This is a genomic window from Marinobacter sp. (genome assembly GCF_041690615.1).
Taxonomy (GTDB): Bacteria; Pseudomonadota; Gammaproteobacteria; order Pseudomonadales; family Oleiphilaceae; genus Marinobacter.
The window spans coordinates 42301-55736 of record NZ_JAWLGY010000023.1 but is presented as its reverse complement, the minus strand read 5'-3'; the positions used below and the strand labels follow the sequence as shown (position 1 = coordinate 55736).

The window sequence follows — 13436 nt, the reverse complement described above, 5'->3', positions numbered from 1 at the left end:
ACTGCAACCTGCCCGGATAGCTCAGTCGGTAGAGCAGGGGATTGAAAATCCCCGTGTCGGTGGTTCGATTCCGCCTCCGGGCACCATTAGAATTCAGACGAAGCCCGCCTTGGGAGGCTGTGTGAAAACAGCCTCCCAAGCTGGCAAAATAACCGCGACATGGCTCGCGGTTATTTTTTATGAGACATCTGGAAGGTACCCCTCGCAGTCAGACGCTGCGGCTCCCGCCCAGCGTTGAAGATTACGTCCCCGAAGATCACCCGGTTCGCGTCATTGATGCCTTTGTCGATTTGTTGAATCTGTCCGAGATGGGCTTCAGGAAGCCCACAAGGCAGAGCTTCAGGATGAGCTGAAGACGCTGGTCGATGAAGACAAAACTCAACACTGTCGTACTGAGCCGGATGCCAAGCTGATGAAATCCGGCCGGGAAGGCATGGTGGTGGGTTATAACGCGCAGAATGCCGTTGATGAGGCGCACCAACTGATCGTCCACCATGAGTTGACCCCGGCGGGCAACGATAACCAGCTACCTGCTGGGGCCTTGGTTCTGCCAGCAGCGAGTACAGCCTGGGTGTTCTGAGTTATAACCTGATGCGAGCGATCAATGTGCTGGGCGTGAAGGCGATGCTGGCAAGGCTGGCCTGAGTTTGTCCCCGGCGTTTTTATTGCCTGGAAATATAAACCGACTCAAAGCAAAAATGCCCCGGACAATGTCCGAGGCATTTTGCTTGCCAGCTCAGGGGCTATGTAAATCGAGTTTTTACACAGCCTCCTTGTGCGGGCTTTGTTGTTTCAAGGCCTGACGATCGGGCAAGCCACACACTGAACCTACTGCGCCCTTCCCCCCAGTTCTGCCACCGGCAACACTCCCAATAGCCCCATGACATGAAAGGCAACCGTCAACACGCCGAACACCAGCACCAACACAATTGCTGCTTGCACACCTGGGGCCACAAAGCCTGATCGACCTCCGTGCAGTGATCTTGATTTCCTGGCCAGCAGGGCCGGGATAATGCACGTCCATACGGCGGCGGCTGCACCGGCATAGCCTATGGCCAGCACGAAGCCAAAGGGGGCAACAAGCGAGAGCAGCAATGGCGGGATAAAGGTGATGGCCCAGGTTCGGGTGCGCCCCTTGCGGTCGTTGCTGAAGCCGAACAGGTCTGCCATGTAGTCGAAGGTGCCCAACCCTACGCCGATAAAGGACGACAGTATCGCCGCAGCCGAGAAGGCGCTGACAAGGTTCGCTACCCGCTCCGAATCAATGGCGAAAGCCAGGGCTGCCAGCAAGACATTCACGTCACCACCCCGGGCGACCACAGGCCCGAAGTCGGCCCTCGGCAAGTTGCCGAAGATACTGACCAGCCACGCCAGGTAGAGCATCAGCGCGATCAGGGTTCCACCGAGAATGGCCTTTTGCGCCTTGCGTTCGTCACCGTAATAGGCGCGCAGGGACGCCACGGAATGATGATAGCCAAACGATGTCAGTGCGACTGGCAACAAGGCCAGGGCGTAGGGCGCGTAGTGGCCGCCCACGTTCGAGGTATCGAACAGAACACCAAGATCGATCCTGGCCGCGAGGCCGGATATCCCCAGCACGAAGCTCAACACCATGAAGGTGACAAGCACAACCGACAGCCGGTCCACCGCTCGTGTGGAGTGCCAGACAAACAGTGAAAACACAGCAACAAAGGCAACGGAGGCAAGCTTGCTGCTGATGCCCGTCAGGTCCTGGATAATCAGCCCTGAAGAGGTGATGTAGGCGTAGAGCAGTATGCCACCCACAAAGTAGACCATCAGGTTGCTGAAGGTATTAACCTTCGCCCCGAGCAGGGACCTTGTGACGGTGTTGAACGAGGCTCGGAGGTCGTAATGCTTGAAAGCCTCCAGCAGCATCCAGCCAGACAATGTCATTACCGACATGGTGAGTATCAGGGCCAGGCTGGACCACAATGTCCAGGCGCCGGCTCCGGAGCTGGGCAAGCCCAGCATACCGGCGCCCACGCACACACCGGCAACAATGCTGGAGCCACCAATCAGGGAGGGAGTACGACCATGCGCTGGCTGAGCCATTACTTCATGTCAGCCATGAATGCAGTTACCGTCATGGGAAGCGATCAGGGGAAAGACTTTCGTAAAACCACAATCATGCGGCCTTGCGAAAGTCCTCCATCCTGACCGTCTTGTCCCGGGTGCGCTTGTACTTGCTCTTGTCTTCAACAACTCGCATCTGATACTTCGGGGTTCTCAGATCCCGCTGCACGGCGCTGTGCTGTGTGGCTTTCGCCTTTTTCCTGGCCATGTTGGTTTCTCCTCTGTTGGCCGCTTGTAAACGCGAAATATTATAACACTCCCTACACCTCTGATGCGTACGCAATGCCCCTGACAACCTGCGTGCCCGGCTTGCAGACTCTTTCCGGGCACCGCTCAATCATAGTGTTCTAGTTCCGCAAACACTCCCAGGCTCGCTTGCCAGACAGCTCCCTGCGCTCTGCCCGCCACCGATTGCCCTGATCGACCGAGTAGCCGCCAACCCGCAACCGGCTGTCGATCCATTCGATGCGCTCAACCAGGGATCGGCAGTGGGCCTCGCGTTTTTGGGCCTCACCCTCACCTTTGTCGATCTTTCTACCATTGCCCTTGCCGGAACCGATCCGGGCACGCAATTCACGCCTGCCCCGACTTACCGCTTCACTGGCGCGGATATTCTCCCGCATCTCGACTTCGCTGTAGCCCTCGAACCGAAAGGGCTCGTGGGCCTGTTGTGCCGGCGCCTTGTCAGCGTAGTGAACCACGCCTTCCAGATCGGTCCATTTATAGACCTGAGCATTCACAGGGGATGAAATCACCAGCAAAATCGCTAACAAGAGCGGAGGCTGCCATCCTGGCATTCGGACTCTCCATGGGTTCAGAAAGCTTCGGAGGTTACCCGGCCTCAACCTCAAGGGCAACGGCACGAGGTGCACCAAATGCAAGTGTTGCGGCACCGAGGGAACAAATTGCCATGGTCAGCACGATCGGCAGCAGCGCATCACCCGCATAGGTAGCGGATAGCGCACTGATAATCCCGGCAAAGGTAAACTGGGTTGCCCCCAGCAACGCCGAGGCTGTGCCGCCCAGATGCGGGAAGTACTCCAGTGCATTGGCCATGTTGTTGGGGATAATGGCGCCCATGCACCCCACCCCGACAATAATACAACCAGCCACCACCCAATAGGGGGCCTCCACCCAAGCGCTCGCCACCAGCGACAGCATGGCGATGAACTGGACTACCACGCCGATGCGCAGCAACAGGGTGGAGGGGTAACTGAGAAGCAGCCGCCGGTTGAGCAGGTTCAGCACTGCCATCATGCCGACGTTGGCCGCGAAGAGCCCTGAGAAATGGGTTTTCGAGAGGCCAAACCATTCCTGGTAAATAAACGAGGCATGGGTAATAAATACCAGCATGGCGCTGAAACACAGCACCTGGATACCCACAAAGCGCATGGTGGTGCGGTGGCGAAGCACCAGGGCGTAATTGGTCACCAGGGTACTGAGGGGCGTGGTCACCGGCCTATGGACCGGCAGGCGGCGGAACATCACCAGCTTGAGCACGAAGCCCAGAAATACAGCGTAGCCGGTCAACATCAGGAACACCGCCGGCCACTCACCCACGACCAATAGCAAGGCGCCGATGGATGGCGCTGCCGCAGGGGCTACAAACATGATCAGCCCGATCAGGCCAAACAGGCGGGCCGCGTCCTGTCCGTTGGTGGTGTCCCGCACAATGGCCGGAACGGAGACCGCGCAGAAAGCCCCACCGATGCCCTGCACGACCCGCCAGAGCAACATTTCATCAATGGAAGCCGCCCGGGAAACCATGAACGCCGCGCAGCCAAACACCAGCAGCCCGCCCAGCAGAATCAGCTGGCGCCCGTAACGGTCCGACAACGGGCCCCCCACCAACTGGGCCAGCCCCAGGGCGCCGACATAGGCGCTCAGGGTCAGCCCCACGTCGCCGAGGGTTACACCGAGGTCAGCCGCGATATCCGGGAACGCAGGCAGGTAAGCATCCAGCGCCAGGGGACCCAGCGCAACGGTCATTCCCAGTAGTATTGCCAGACGAAACTGCGACAAAGCATTCCTCCAAAAGGTAGACAGCTAATCGTATTTTCCCGGAATGCGCAATCGCTATCTTTACGGAGGACAGACTAAATCAGAATAGTGGTCCAGCAGACGACGATCAGCACTAACCCCATAAACTGCGCTGCGCTGCCCATATCCTTTGCGGACTTGGACAGGGGGTGCAGTTCCAGGGAAATTCGATCGACCACATGCTCGATGGATGAGTTGATGAGCTCTATCGTCAGTGACAAAAGGGGAGTGAGCAGCAGGAGGGCGCGCTCTACCGGGGTCACATCCACCCAGAGCGCGACGGGCAACAGTACCACGTTGAGAAGCACCAGCTGCCGGAACGCGGGCTCAGTACGGAAAGCCGCCCGGAACCCCTGCATGGAGTAACCGGTAGCATTCAGAATACGGCTCAGCCCGGTGCCACCCTTGAGCTCCCGGGCTGTCTTTGGATCGAATCGATCTGTCATGAGTACACTCATCAGTGGGACATCGGGGCCCCATTATGGCAGGCAAGCAGTCCCGTGTCCTTTCACTAGATCAACCACTTACTCACCGAGTCTGGTCGGAATTCTCGGACTCGCTGCCACCCTCCCGCTCGGGCCTTAGCTCGGACTCCACCCAGCGGCGCACTTCTTGGCGGTCCCGTCGGCGGGTCAGCTGCTCACTGTGAATATTACGGGGAAAGATCCTCGACCCTCCCGCCTCGTGCTGGAGCACAAAGTGACGGCGTACACCGACCGGGGACCGGCTTGGGCCGTGAATCACTGCAGCTCGCAGTTCGATGTCAGTAATATCCTCCAGAAGATATTCCGCGTCATCATCCTCGCTACGCCTGCCGAGGATAATGCTGCGGAAAGAACCCAGCACAAGGTATCCCCCGGACTGCAGGGGCCCCTGTCGAAGCACCTGCTGAATTCGGCTGTCGTCAGCCCCCAGACGACGGTACTCAGTAACGGTCAGTACTCTTTCTTCCCCTGCACGGGTGAAAACGACTACTTGCACACACTGGATGTGGACAGTCTCCTTGCCCATGTTGACGAGCAGGCAGAGGGCATCGGGGTTCTCGTTCTGCGCATGGTGAATCACCAAGTAAGGGCGGTTATTGCGCTTGTACTGAATAAAGAAGATCTGGAAGTAAACAATCCACACAATAGCCATTACAGCACTGCTGACAGCCGCGATGTAATCCATACCTCATCCCCGGGAACTACTGAGCATCAAATGCCGGTGTGTCTACAGAAACAGGAGGCACCGGCGGAAACGGTTTACGATACCTGCCCAATCGCCCCCATGCCAGACAACCCGGTAGCAAAGCCTGTTTATGACAGTCACGCCAGGAACGCCGTCTCTGGCCGCGGCTAGCGGCACCAGGCCACCTGGCTACCGGAGTGGACGACGGAAAAACGGAGGAACGAACAGGGTACCGAGTCGGGACATTTCAGTTGCGCCGCGACAGCGGTATGATCCCGTTCTGATAAACGAACCGACAGCCCGGAATTCCCATGACCATGAGTCGCCTGCTTACACCACTCACCCTGTTCTGCCTGTTGACCCTGGCCGGCTGCAGCAACCCGGAAACCCCGCAGGAAGTCACACAGGCATTCTGGGAAGCCGTCGTTGAAAACGACGCCGAAACGGCGGCCGAACTTTCAACACTGGTGGATGAAACAGGCTTCGACCGCTTCGGTATGGACTGGACCGGAGCAGAGATCAGCTGGGGCCGGGTGACGGTCGAGGGCGAGCACGCCAGTATCGGAACCATCGTTAACGGTCTGGACGACACCCGGGGTGAAGCGCTGGAAACCACCACCCGGCTGATCCGGATCAACGACCAGTGGCGGGTGGACTACCACCACACCGGAGACGAGATCGGGGCTGACCGCCGGCTTGAGAGCCTCATGGGCAGTTTCCGGAGTCTGGGCGACTCCCTGCGCTCCCGGTTTGCGGACGAGTCGGAAAAAGCCGCGCAGGAAATGGATCGCCTGGCCGCAGAGTTCGCCACCCTCGCCGGAGAGGCCGAGCGAGAACTGTCAGCCCTGGTGGAGCAGTATAGCGACAACCTCAAGCGGGAAATGGACGCCTTCGCCCGCTCGCTGGATGAAGCCCGGCAGCAGAACCCGGATGCCAGTCCTGACGACCAGCAGACATTGGACCAGGCGCAACAGGCCATCCAGGACCAGAAAGAAGCCCTGGAGCGGGAAGGTTCCGGAGCTGCGGCTGAAGTCAGCCAGGAACTGGCCCGGATACAACAGCAGCTCTCGGAACTGTCTGACCAGTCCTACGACCAGCTCAAGAAGGAACTGGTCGACTGGATGGAACAACTGAACAGGGAACTGGAAAGACTGAACCAGCAGGCCCGGGAGCAACAGGAGGAGGGCCAGTAAGCCATGTCTCTCACGGTCTGGCTGACGTTTGTGGTCGCAGCTGTGCTGATCTCGGTATCGCCGGGGGCCGGCGCGGTAAACACCATGAGTAACGGTCTTCAGTATGGTGTGCGACGCTCGGTGCCGGCCATTCTGGGCCTTCAGCTGGGTTACGGGGCACAGATACTGCTGGTCGGTGCGGGCCTTGGCGCCATCATTGCCTCTTCCACCCTGGCGCTGTCGGTCATCAAATGGCTGGGCGTTGCCTACCTGATCTGGCTGGGTGTCCAGAAATGGCGTGAGCCGGTGGTCACCCACTCGCAAGGGTCCTCCGCCGACACCAGCAACCATAAACGTTTCTGGCAATCGGCGCTTGTAAACCTGACCAATCCCAAGGCCACGGTGTTCCTGGTCGCCCTGTTTCCCCAGTTCCTGGTAGCTGGAGAGCCCCACACCCCGCAGCTGGTCACCATGGGACTGACCCTCATCCTGGTGGACTGCGTGGTGATGCTGGGCTATGCCCTGCTTGCCAGCCAGCTTTATCGTTTCATGACCACGCCCCGGCGCCAGAAACGCATGAATCAGCTGTTCGGCAGCCTGTTCGTGGTGGCGGCGGTGGCCCTGGCCAGCTTCCGGCGGGCCTGAACGAAGTGACGCCGGTGATAACAACCCTTATCCTTGGCCCCCATCAACAATTTCATTTTCGATAGCATCCCAGGAGCCCGGCTTGACTCGCAGGATCATCCTCCCCCTATTGCTGGCAGTTCCGTTTGCAGGCGGCCTGACCGAGGCGCGACAGATTCCTCCGGTCAGTCTGGAAATTTCCGGCGAAGCGACGCCTGAACTGGTAGCAGATTTCCGTCAGGCGCTGCGGCGAATGGAGAACCGTCGCCAGCAGCCAGAAGCCCCGACAGGGACCCGTCTTCCGGATGGCCAGGTTGACCTGGGGCAGTTCTGGAAAGTCGAGCAGGACCTTCCCTATACAGAGAATGAGAGCAGCCCCCGGCAGCGCCTGAACATCATCTACCCCTTTGAGGGCGAACCGCCCTACCGCACCATCGTTTACTTCCATGACGGTGACTGGCAGTCCGGCAGCCGGGTAGGCGCTGCGGATGCGGCCATATACCGTGCCATCTATCAGGGTTATGCCCTGGTCAGCGTGGGCTACCGGCTGGCTGACGACGCTCTCTGGCCGGCGCAGTTACACGACGCCAAGGCGGCTGTCCGCTTCGTGAGAGCCAAGGGTGACCAGTACCAGCTGGATACCGAACGTCTTGTTGCCTGGGGCAGCGGCAGCGGCGGCCATATTGCCCAGATGCTGGGTGCCACCAACGACGACCCCACAGCCGAAGACCCCGGCATGGGGAGCGGCGACGCCTCATCAGCCGTCCAGGGGGTCATTTCCTGGAACGGAGTATCCGATATCACCAACCTGCCGGAGCCTACCCGCGACGCCGCCGATGTGCTGATGGGCTACCCCGTCTATATGAGCAACCTGGCCCTGGAAGCCAGCCCTGTGGCACAGATTGACAAGAACTTCCCACCTATCCTGCTGGTGCACGATACCGCCAGCACCGCCGTCCCGTTCGAGCAATCCGCCCGCATGGCCATCCGGGTCAATGCCGTCACCGGCCAGCCCAGGGCGGCACTGAAACTTCTGGTGAACGGCGAGTTGCAGACTCAGGACATGACTAGCCCCGCCGTTATGTCGCAGGGCCTGGACTTTTCGGATGCCCTGCTCTTTCCCGGGGACGGGAACCCTCACCGGTCGTCGTTCTATCCCGCTATCCAGACGCTGGCTCCGGGCGACCAGCCGTAGTTGCAAGCCAGCCAACGGAATCAGTGCCGATTGGCGGTAACTGAGGGGGCTATCTCACGAGCACGCTCCCAAAATGCCCACCCGGCCCGGTTTCTTTAACCGAAATTTCGCGAATGACCAGCAAATGATCTATGCTGCGTTAAAACCGTATGAAAGTTGACATGAATCAAGAAGAACAAAAGGAGCAACAATGAAGACGGTTCGACGCAGCGACATGATCATCCCCGCCTGGATCGTTATCCTCGGCGGCTCCGCAGCATTCCTCTATTGCGCCTACGCAGGATTACTCTGATACGGACAGGACGTCGCGGGAAAACCACGAAATCAGGAATGGGGAAGAGACACGCGAGCCCGGGGGCCTCAGGGCTCACCTCCCAGCGGTGTTCCTTCTCCGGGACCTGCCTCACTACCGGCATCCGCCGACTCACCCGACCCGGAAGACTCTGCCTTGGCCTGACGCATAAAGGCCATGCCACTTTGCAGCACCATGGCCCGGAATCGTGCGTCGGTCTGACCAAAGAGGCCCAGGGCAAAGGCGCCCAGCGCCGCCTCCAGGGGATTATCACGGATGGTTTGTTCGAGCCGTTCCCGCATGGTTGGGCTCTGCTCGCCGTCGTCGTCCGCTCCCGAGGTTGCCCGGGCACTGATCAGTCGCCAGAAAAAGACGCCCAACAGCAGAAAACACACCCCACCGGCTATGGCGAGGGCGCCCGCCTGTCCGACGATCGGGGTCAGGCCGACAGTCGCCGCCCATAACAGCAGGACCAGGCCAGCAATGAGCAGGGCCGACAACAAGGCAAATGCGAGGAGTGCGCCAATAAGCGCGGCAATAGCCTTGCGTGCCAGCCCTTCAACTTCCTGTTTGGAATACATCGTTACCGGTCGAGCAGCTTGCCAACCACCAGACCGGCCAGGAAGAGGATAATCACCGTCAGGAACGGTCGCTCGGCAATGCGTTCTTCCGCCTCATGGAGAGCTTTCTCGCCGGCTCCACGGGCATAGTCCAGCGCTTCCTCGCTTTCCCGGCGGATCTCGTCACGGAAGCTGTTCAGGTTGTTTTTCTGGCCGTCAGCCACACTCTTGCTCAGTTTAGCCAGATCTTCCCGCAGTGCCTTCAGGTCGGCTTTGACCTGCTCGTACTCGGGATTCGATGCCTTTACGTCCTGAGATTGTGCTGCCATTGCTATCTCCTTGATGGATGATGACTTTCCAGGTTTTTTCTGACCATGCCTCCTCAAGGTAGCACAGGTATGGAGGCTCGTCGGCATTATTGAGATAATGTCATACGTTCGCCCGCGCACCGTCAGGCTGAGCCGGCACCCGGCTGGCTACCGGTCCAGCAACTCGATCCAGTGTCGCACCGGAACGGAAGAACGGGTTTCAAGGTGCAGCTGACACCCCACATTGGCGGTGACAATCTCATCCGGCTGGTCCACGGTCAGCGCGGCCAGCTTGTTGGTCAGCAGCCGCTGGCTCAGTTCAGGCTGCAACACAGAGTAGGTGCCAGCGGAGCCACAGCAGAGGTGTTTATCGGTGGTTTCCGCCAGATTGATACCGGCCTTTTCCAGCACCTGCTCCACCACTCCGTTCTGCTTCATGGCATGCTGCAGGGTACAGGGGCAATGGAAGGCCACCTTGCCCTGCCCTTTCGCCAGGCCGAGGCTGCCCAGATCCTGCTGCAGCAGAAAGGCACCCAGGTCCATCGTCAGTTCGCTCACCCGGCGGGCCTTGTCAGCGTAGGCCGGATCGTCCTTCAACAAATGACCATAATCCTGGACCATGGCTCCGCAACCGGACGCGGTCATGACAATGGCCTCGGCGCCGTTCTCGATGGCCGGCCACCAGGCATCGATATTACGTCGCATGTAGTCAAGGCCATCGCCATGCTCCCCGAGGTGGTAACTGACGGCACCACAGCAACCAGCAGCCGGCGCCTCCACCAGGGTTATACCCAGGCGGTCCAGCACCCTGGCTGCAGCGGCGTTGGTATTCGGTGTCGCCGAGGGCTGCACACACCCGGCCAGGGCCAGCACCTTTCGCGGGTGACTGCCTGTGGGCCAGGGACTGGCTTCCCGCCTGGGGGGAATCTTGCTGCGCAGGGGTTCCGGTACCAGGGGACGGGCAAGCTGTCCTGTCCGCAGCAGGGCCCCGAACAGGCGCCTGTTTGGCAGCACACGCACCAGCGCCTGTCGCAGCCATTGCTCCCGGGCGGGGCAATCCATGCGCTCTTCCATCAGCCCGCGGCTGATATCCAGCAGGCGGCCATACTGAACGCCGGAAGGACAGGTGGTCTCACAGGCCCGGCAGCTCAGGCAGCGGTCCAGGTGCTCCCGGGTTTTCTCGGTGGTTTCCTGCCCTTCCAGGAACATTTTCATCAGGTAGATACGCCCACGGGGACCGTCCCGCTCGTCGCCCAGTTCCTGGTAGGTGGGACAGGTCGCCGTGCAAAAACCGCAATGCACGCAGCTGCGCAGTATGGCTTCGGCTTCCTGGCCTTCCGGTTGTGCGGCAAATTCCTGAACAAGGTTGGTTTGCATAATTACAGCCAGCTATACAGGTGTCCGGGATTGAAGATTCCGTCCGGGTCAAATGACGCCTTCAGGCGTTTCTGGATCGCCCACAGGGGAGACGGCTGTGGATGCATCACCTCGCCACTGCGGTCACCGTGGCGGAACAGGCTTGCCTGCCCTCCGGCACGGGCGGCGCGCCCGGCCATATCAGACAGGGTCTCGTCCGCCCGGCTCCAGCGCTGGGCACCACCCCAGTCGATCAGTGCCTGCTTGCCCAGTTCTTCCATGACGGCGGTGGGATTGACAGAAAATCGCCACAAGGGAGCGCTGCCATGGAAGAATGGCAGGCGCTGGTCGCGAAGGTCCCGCCAGAAGGCCTCGCCATCCTCAAGCACCCCCATTTCGCCACCGCTGTCCGCCATCCAGCGCTTCGCCGTTGCCTCTACGGCGGCGGCCGCGCCCGACAGTCGCAGATACAGGCTGCCGTCGTACCAGCAAGCCGCCGACAGGGGCTTGGGCTGGCCGGCAAGGTGATTCATATGGATGATGGCCTGCTGTTGCCCCATGGGCTGCACCAGGGTCTGCTCCATGGCCGGCAGGGGCAGCACCTTCAGGGAGACCTCGGTGATCACCCCCAGGGTGCCCAGGGCACCGGCCTGCAAACGGGAGGCGTCATAGCCCGCCACGTTCTTCATCACCTGGCCACCGAATTTCAGGTGTTCGCCCCGCCCGTTGATCAGCCGCAGGCCCAGCACGTGGTCCCTCACCGAGCCCTGCCAGGGCCTGCCAGGACCGGACAGGTTCACAGCCAGGGTGCCGCCAATGGTATCCGACTCGCCAAACCGGGGTGGCTCGAACGCCAGCCGTTGGTTGTTCTCCGCCAGCGCCGCATCAATATCCGCCAGGCGGGTCCCTGCCCTTGCGGTCATCACCAGTTCCACCGGCTCATAGCTGATAATGCCCGTATGTTCCGCAAGGCTCAGGGGCTGACCCCGCAAGCCACGACCAAGGAAAGGCTTGCTACCACCGCCGGTAATGGCCAGTGAGGTACCCGTCTCAGACGCCTGTTTCACCTGCTCCACCAACTGCTGGCTGATATCACCCATCACTCGCCTCCCCTTCCTGTGCCACGTCCGGCTGGCGCAGGGGACCAATGGCACGGTATTCCTGGCACTGGCGAAGGGTGGGCACGCCCTTGCCCGGGTTCAGGATGCCCAGGGGGTCGAAGGCCTGCTTGATGGCATGGAACTGGGAGACTTCCAGGTTGCCGAACTGGTTGGGCATCTGGCGGATCTTCTCCATACCGACACCGTGCTCGCCAGTGATGCTGCCACCTGCGGCAACGCAGAGATTGAGAATGTCACCACCGAAGGCCTCGGTGCGCTCAAACTCCCCTTCCACATTGGCATCAAACAGGATCAGCGGGTGCAGGTTACCGTCACCGGCATGGAATACATTGGCGACGCGCAGCCGGTAATGGTCTGACAGGCGCTGCATTTCGGTGAGGACCCGGGCCAGCTGACTGCGGGGAATGGTGCCGTCCATGCAGTAATAGTCCGGGGAAATTCGCCCTACGGCCGGGAAGGCGGATTTGCGGCCTTTCCACAGCAATGCCCGCTCCTCCTCCGAGCCGGAGGTACGCACTGATGTGGCACCCAGCGCCCGGAACAGGGATTCGGCCTGGTGGATATGGTCGTGCACTTCCTCCTCGGTGCCGTCTACCTCACACAGCAACAGGGCGGCCGCCTCGGTGGGGTAACCGGCATGGGCAAAATCTTCCGCCGCCTGGATGGCAAAGCCGTCCATCATTTCCAGGCCGCCCGGGATAATGCCATGACCGATAATCCCGGCCACGGCTGCGCCGGCGGCCTGCACCGTGTCGAACCCGGCCATGACCACCTGGGCAACCTCCGGCTTCGGCAACAGTTTCACCTGCACCTCGGTAACAATGCCCAACAGCCCCTCAGAGCCGGTGATCAAGGCCAGCAGGTCCATGCCACAGCTGTCATAGCCGTCGCTGCCAATGGTCACCCGCTCGCCCTCTGCAGTAACCACTTCCACACTCAAGAGGTTATGCACCGTCAGGCCGTATTTCAGGCAATGCACACCGCCGGAATTCTCGGCCACGTTACCGCCAATGGTGCAGGCAATCTGGGAGGACGGATCCGGGCCGTAATAAAGGCCATGCTTCGCCGCTGCCTCACTGATGGCCAGGTTACGCACACCCGGCTGCAGGCGGGCGCTGCGGGCCTGCGGATCAATGGAGAGAATACGGTTGAACTTTGCCAGCGACAGTACAATACCGCCGGCATGGGGCATGGCCCCGGCGCTCAGCCCGGTACCGGCGCCCCGGGCCACCACCGGGACTTCTTCCGCGTAACAGATGCGCATGATCTGCTGCACCTGCTCCACGGTCTCCGGCAATAGCACCATCTGCGGCATTTCGCAGTACATGGAAAGGCCGTCGCACTCGTAAGGGCGGATCGTTTCGTCGTCGGTAATCACCGAATCCGGGCTGAGAAAGCGCCGGAAGCGATCAGCAAGGGTTGCCCGGTACACGGGAGGAAAATCCGTTCGCCCGTCAATGGGCCGGGGAGTGTCCGCTTCATGGGAGTGTGCCACTGACATGAT

15 protein-coding genes and 1 tRNA gene are annotated in these 13436 nt (G+C 60.4%); 4 read left to right on the top strand and 12 right to left on the bottom strand.

Annotated elements, in window-relative coordinates; genetic code table 11:
• Positions 1 to 10: 10 nt before the first annotated feature.
• A tRNA-Phe gene (locus tag ACESMZ_RS14765) sits at positions 11 to 86 on the top strand.
• A gap of 170 nt (positions 87 to 256) precedes the next feature.
• On the opposite strand, the gene ACESMZ_RS14760 is transcribed toward ACESMZ_RS14765, so the two are convergent.
• The 7 genes from ACESMZ_RS14760 to ACESMZ_RS14730 form a co-directional block, all read right to left on the bottom strand.
• On the bottom strand, positions 257 to 496 hold the full coding sequence (locus ACESMZ_RS14760) for a hypothetical protein (RefSeq protein WP_372972867.1): 240 nt from the start codon (positions 494 to 496) through the stop codon (positions 257 to 259).
• 332 nt (positions 497 to 828) lie between these two features.
• The gene (locus ACESMZ_RS14755; protein WP_372972866.1) at positions 829 to 2073 is read right to left on the bottom strand and encodes an aromatic amino acid transporter; all 1245 of its coding nucleotides are present in this window, start codon (positions 2071 to 2073) and stop codon (positions 829 to 831) included.
• A gap of 73 nt (positions 2074 to 2146) precedes the next feature.
• Entirely contained in the window at positions 2147 to 2302 is a 156-nt protein-coding gene (locus ACESMZ_RS14750; RefSeq protein WP_372972865.1) for a hypothetical protein, read from the bottom strand.
• Between the two features lie 139 nt (positions 2303 to 2441).
• The gene (locus tag ACESMZ_RS14745) at positions 2442 to 2891 is read right to left on the bottom strand and encodes a DUF4124 domain-containing protein (protein ID WP_372972864.1); all 450 of its coding nucleotides are present in this window, start codon (positions 2889 to 2891) and stop codon (positions 2442 to 2444) included.
• 34 nt (positions 2892 to 2925) lie between these two features.
• Complete coding sequence (locus tag ACESMZ_RS14740) at positions 2926 to 4116, bottom strand: multidrug effflux MFS transporter (RefSeq protein ID WP_372972863.1); 1191 nt, start codon at positions 4114 to 4116, stop codon at positions 2926 to 2928.
• Between the two features lie 74 nt (positions 4117 to 4190).
• Positions 4191 to 4580, bottom strand: coding sequence for a diacylglycerol kinase (locus ACESMZ_RS14735; protein WP_372972862.1), 390 nt, complete (start codon positions 4578 to 4580; stop codon positions 4191 to 4193).
• Between the two features lie 82 nt (positions 4581 to 4662).
• The gene (locus ACESMZ_RS14730) at positions 4663 to 5304 is read right to left on the bottom strand and encodes a hypothetical protein (protein ID WP_372972861.1); all 642 of its coding nucleotides are present in this window, start codon (positions 5302 to 5304) and stop codon (positions 4663 to 4665) included.
• Between the two features lie 311 nt (positions 5305 to 5615).
• Between ACESMZ_RS14730 and ACESMZ_RS14725 the strand changes: the two genes are divergently transcribed.
• The 3 genes from ACESMZ_RS14725 (at position 5616) to ACESMZ_RS14715 (ending at position 8295) form a co-directional block, all read left to right on the top strand.
• Entirely contained in the window at positions 5616 to 6497 is an 882-nt protein-coding gene (locus ACESMZ_RS14725) for a hypothetical protein (RefSeq protein WP_372972860.1), read from the top strand.
• A gap of 3 nt (positions 6498 to 6500) precedes the next feature.
• Entirely contained in the window at positions 6501 to 7121 is a 621-nt protein-coding gene (rhtB, locus tag ACESMZ_RS14720) for a homoserine/homoserine lactone efflux protein (protein WP_372972859.1), read from the top strand.
• 82 nt (positions 7122 to 7203) lie between these two features.
• Positions 7204 to 8295 (top strand): alpha/beta hydrolase fold domain-containing protein, encoded by a 1092-nt coding sequence (locus ACESMZ_RS14715; RefSeq protein WP_372957509.1) that lies wholly within the window; start codon positions 7204 to 7206, stop codon positions 8293 to 8295.
• A 360-nt stretch (positions 8296 to 8655) separates the two neighbouring features.
• Here the strand turns inward: ACESMZ_RS14715 and ACESMZ_RS14710 are convergent, their stop codons facing one another.
• From ACESMZ_RS14710 to ACESMZ_RS14690, 5 genes are all read right to left on the bottom strand, one after another.
• Positions 8656 to 9168: a hypothetical protein gene (locus tag ACESMZ_RS14710; protein WP_372957508.1), complete on the bottom strand. Its 513-nt coding sequence runs from the start codon at positions 9166 to 9168 to the stop codon at positions 8656 to 8658.
• 2 nt (positions 9169 to 9170) lie between these two features.
• A complete protein-coding gene (locus tag ACESMZ_RS14705; RefSeq protein WP_372957507.1) occupies positions 9171 to 9476 on the bottom strand; it encodes a YqjD family protein in 306 nt (101 codons plus the stop codon).
• Between the two features lie 147 nt (positions 9477 to 9623).
• Positions 9624 to 10832 (bottom strand): glycolate oxidase subunit GlcF, encoded by a 1209-nt coding sequence (glcF, locus tag ACESMZ_RS14700; RefSeq protein ID WP_372972858.1) that lies wholly within the window; start codon positions 10830 to 10832, stop codon positions 9624 to 9626.
• 2 nt (positions 10833 to 10834) lie between these two features.
• Positions 10835 to 11911 (bottom strand): glycolate oxidase subunit GlcE, encoded by a 1077-nt coding sequence (gene glcE / locus ACESMZ_RS14695; RefSeq protein WP_372957505.1) that lies wholly within the window; start codon positions 11909 to 11911, stop codon positions 10835 to 10837.
• Positions 11904 to 13433 carry an FAD-linked oxidase C-terminal domain-containing protein gene (locus ACESMZ_RS14690; protein WP_372957504.1) on the bottom strand — a complete coding sequence of 510 codons (1530 nt, stop codon included), beginning with the start codon at positions 13431 to 13433 and terminating at the stop codon, positions 11904 to 11906. Before ACESMZ_RS14690 ends, glcE begins: the two co-directional genes overlap by 8 nt.
• Positions 13434 to 13436 lie beyond the last annotated feature (3 nt).

What these genes read in the sequence shown, in the direction of transcription:
- ACESMZ_RS14760 (WP_372972867.1), bottom strand. Translation starts at nt 496, where the DNA reads ATGGTGGACGATCAGTTGGTGCGCCTCATCAACGGCATTCTGCGCGTT.
- ACESMZ_RS14755 (WP_372972866.1), bottom strand. Translation starts at nt 2,073, where the DNA reads ATGGCTCAGCCAGCGCATGGTCGTACTCCCTCCCTGATTGGTGGCTCC.
- ACESMZ_RS14750 (WP_372972865.1), bottom strand. Translation starts at nt 2,302, where the DNA reads ATGGCCAGGAAAAAGGCGAAAGCCACACAGCACAGCGCCGTGCAGCGG.
- ACESMZ_RS14745 (WP_372972864.1), bottom strand. Translation starts at nt 2,891, where the DNA reads ATGCCAGGATGGCAGCCTCCGCTCTTGTTAGCGATTTTGCTGGTGATT.
- ACESMZ_RS14735 (WP_372972862.1), bottom strand. Translation starts at nt 4,580, where the DNA reads ATGACAGATCGATTCGATCCAAAGACAGCCCGGGAGCTCAAGGGTGGC.
- ACESMZ_RS14730 (WP_372972861.1), bottom strand. Translation starts at nt 5,304, where the DNA reads ATGGATTACATCGCGGCTGTCAGCAGTGCTGTAATGGCTATTGTGTGG.
- ACESMZ_RS14725 (WP_372972860.1), top strand. Translation starts at nt 5,616, where the DNA reads ATGACCATGAGTCGCCTGCTTACACCACTCACCCTGTTCTGCCTGTTG.
- rhtB (WP_372972859.1), top strand. Translation starts at nt 6,501, where the DNA reads ATGTCTCTCACGGTCTGGCTGACGTTTGTGGTCGCAGCTGTGCTGATC.
- ACESMZ_RS14710 (WP_372957508.1), bottom strand. Translation starts at nt 9,168, where the DNA reads ATGTATTCCAAACAGGAAGTTGAAGGGCTGGCACGCAAGGCTATTGCC.
- ACESMZ_RS14705 (WP_372957507.1), bottom strand. Translation starts at nt 9,476, where the DNA reads ATGGCAGCACAATCTCAGGACGTAAAGGCATCGAATCCCGAGTACGAG.
- glcF (WP_372972858.1), bottom strand. Translation starts at nt 10,832, where the DNA reads ATGCAAACCAACCTTGTTCAGGAATTTGCCGCACAACCGGAAGGCCAG.
- glcE (WP_372957505.1), bottom strand. Translation starts at nt 11,911, where the DNA reads ATGGGTGATATCAGCCAGCAGTTGGTGGAGCAGGTGAAACAGGCGTCT.
- ACESMZ_RS14690 (WP_372957504.1), bottom strand. Translation starts at nt 13,433, where the DNA reads ATGTCAGTGGCACACTCCCATGAAGCGGACACTCCCCGGCCCATTGAC.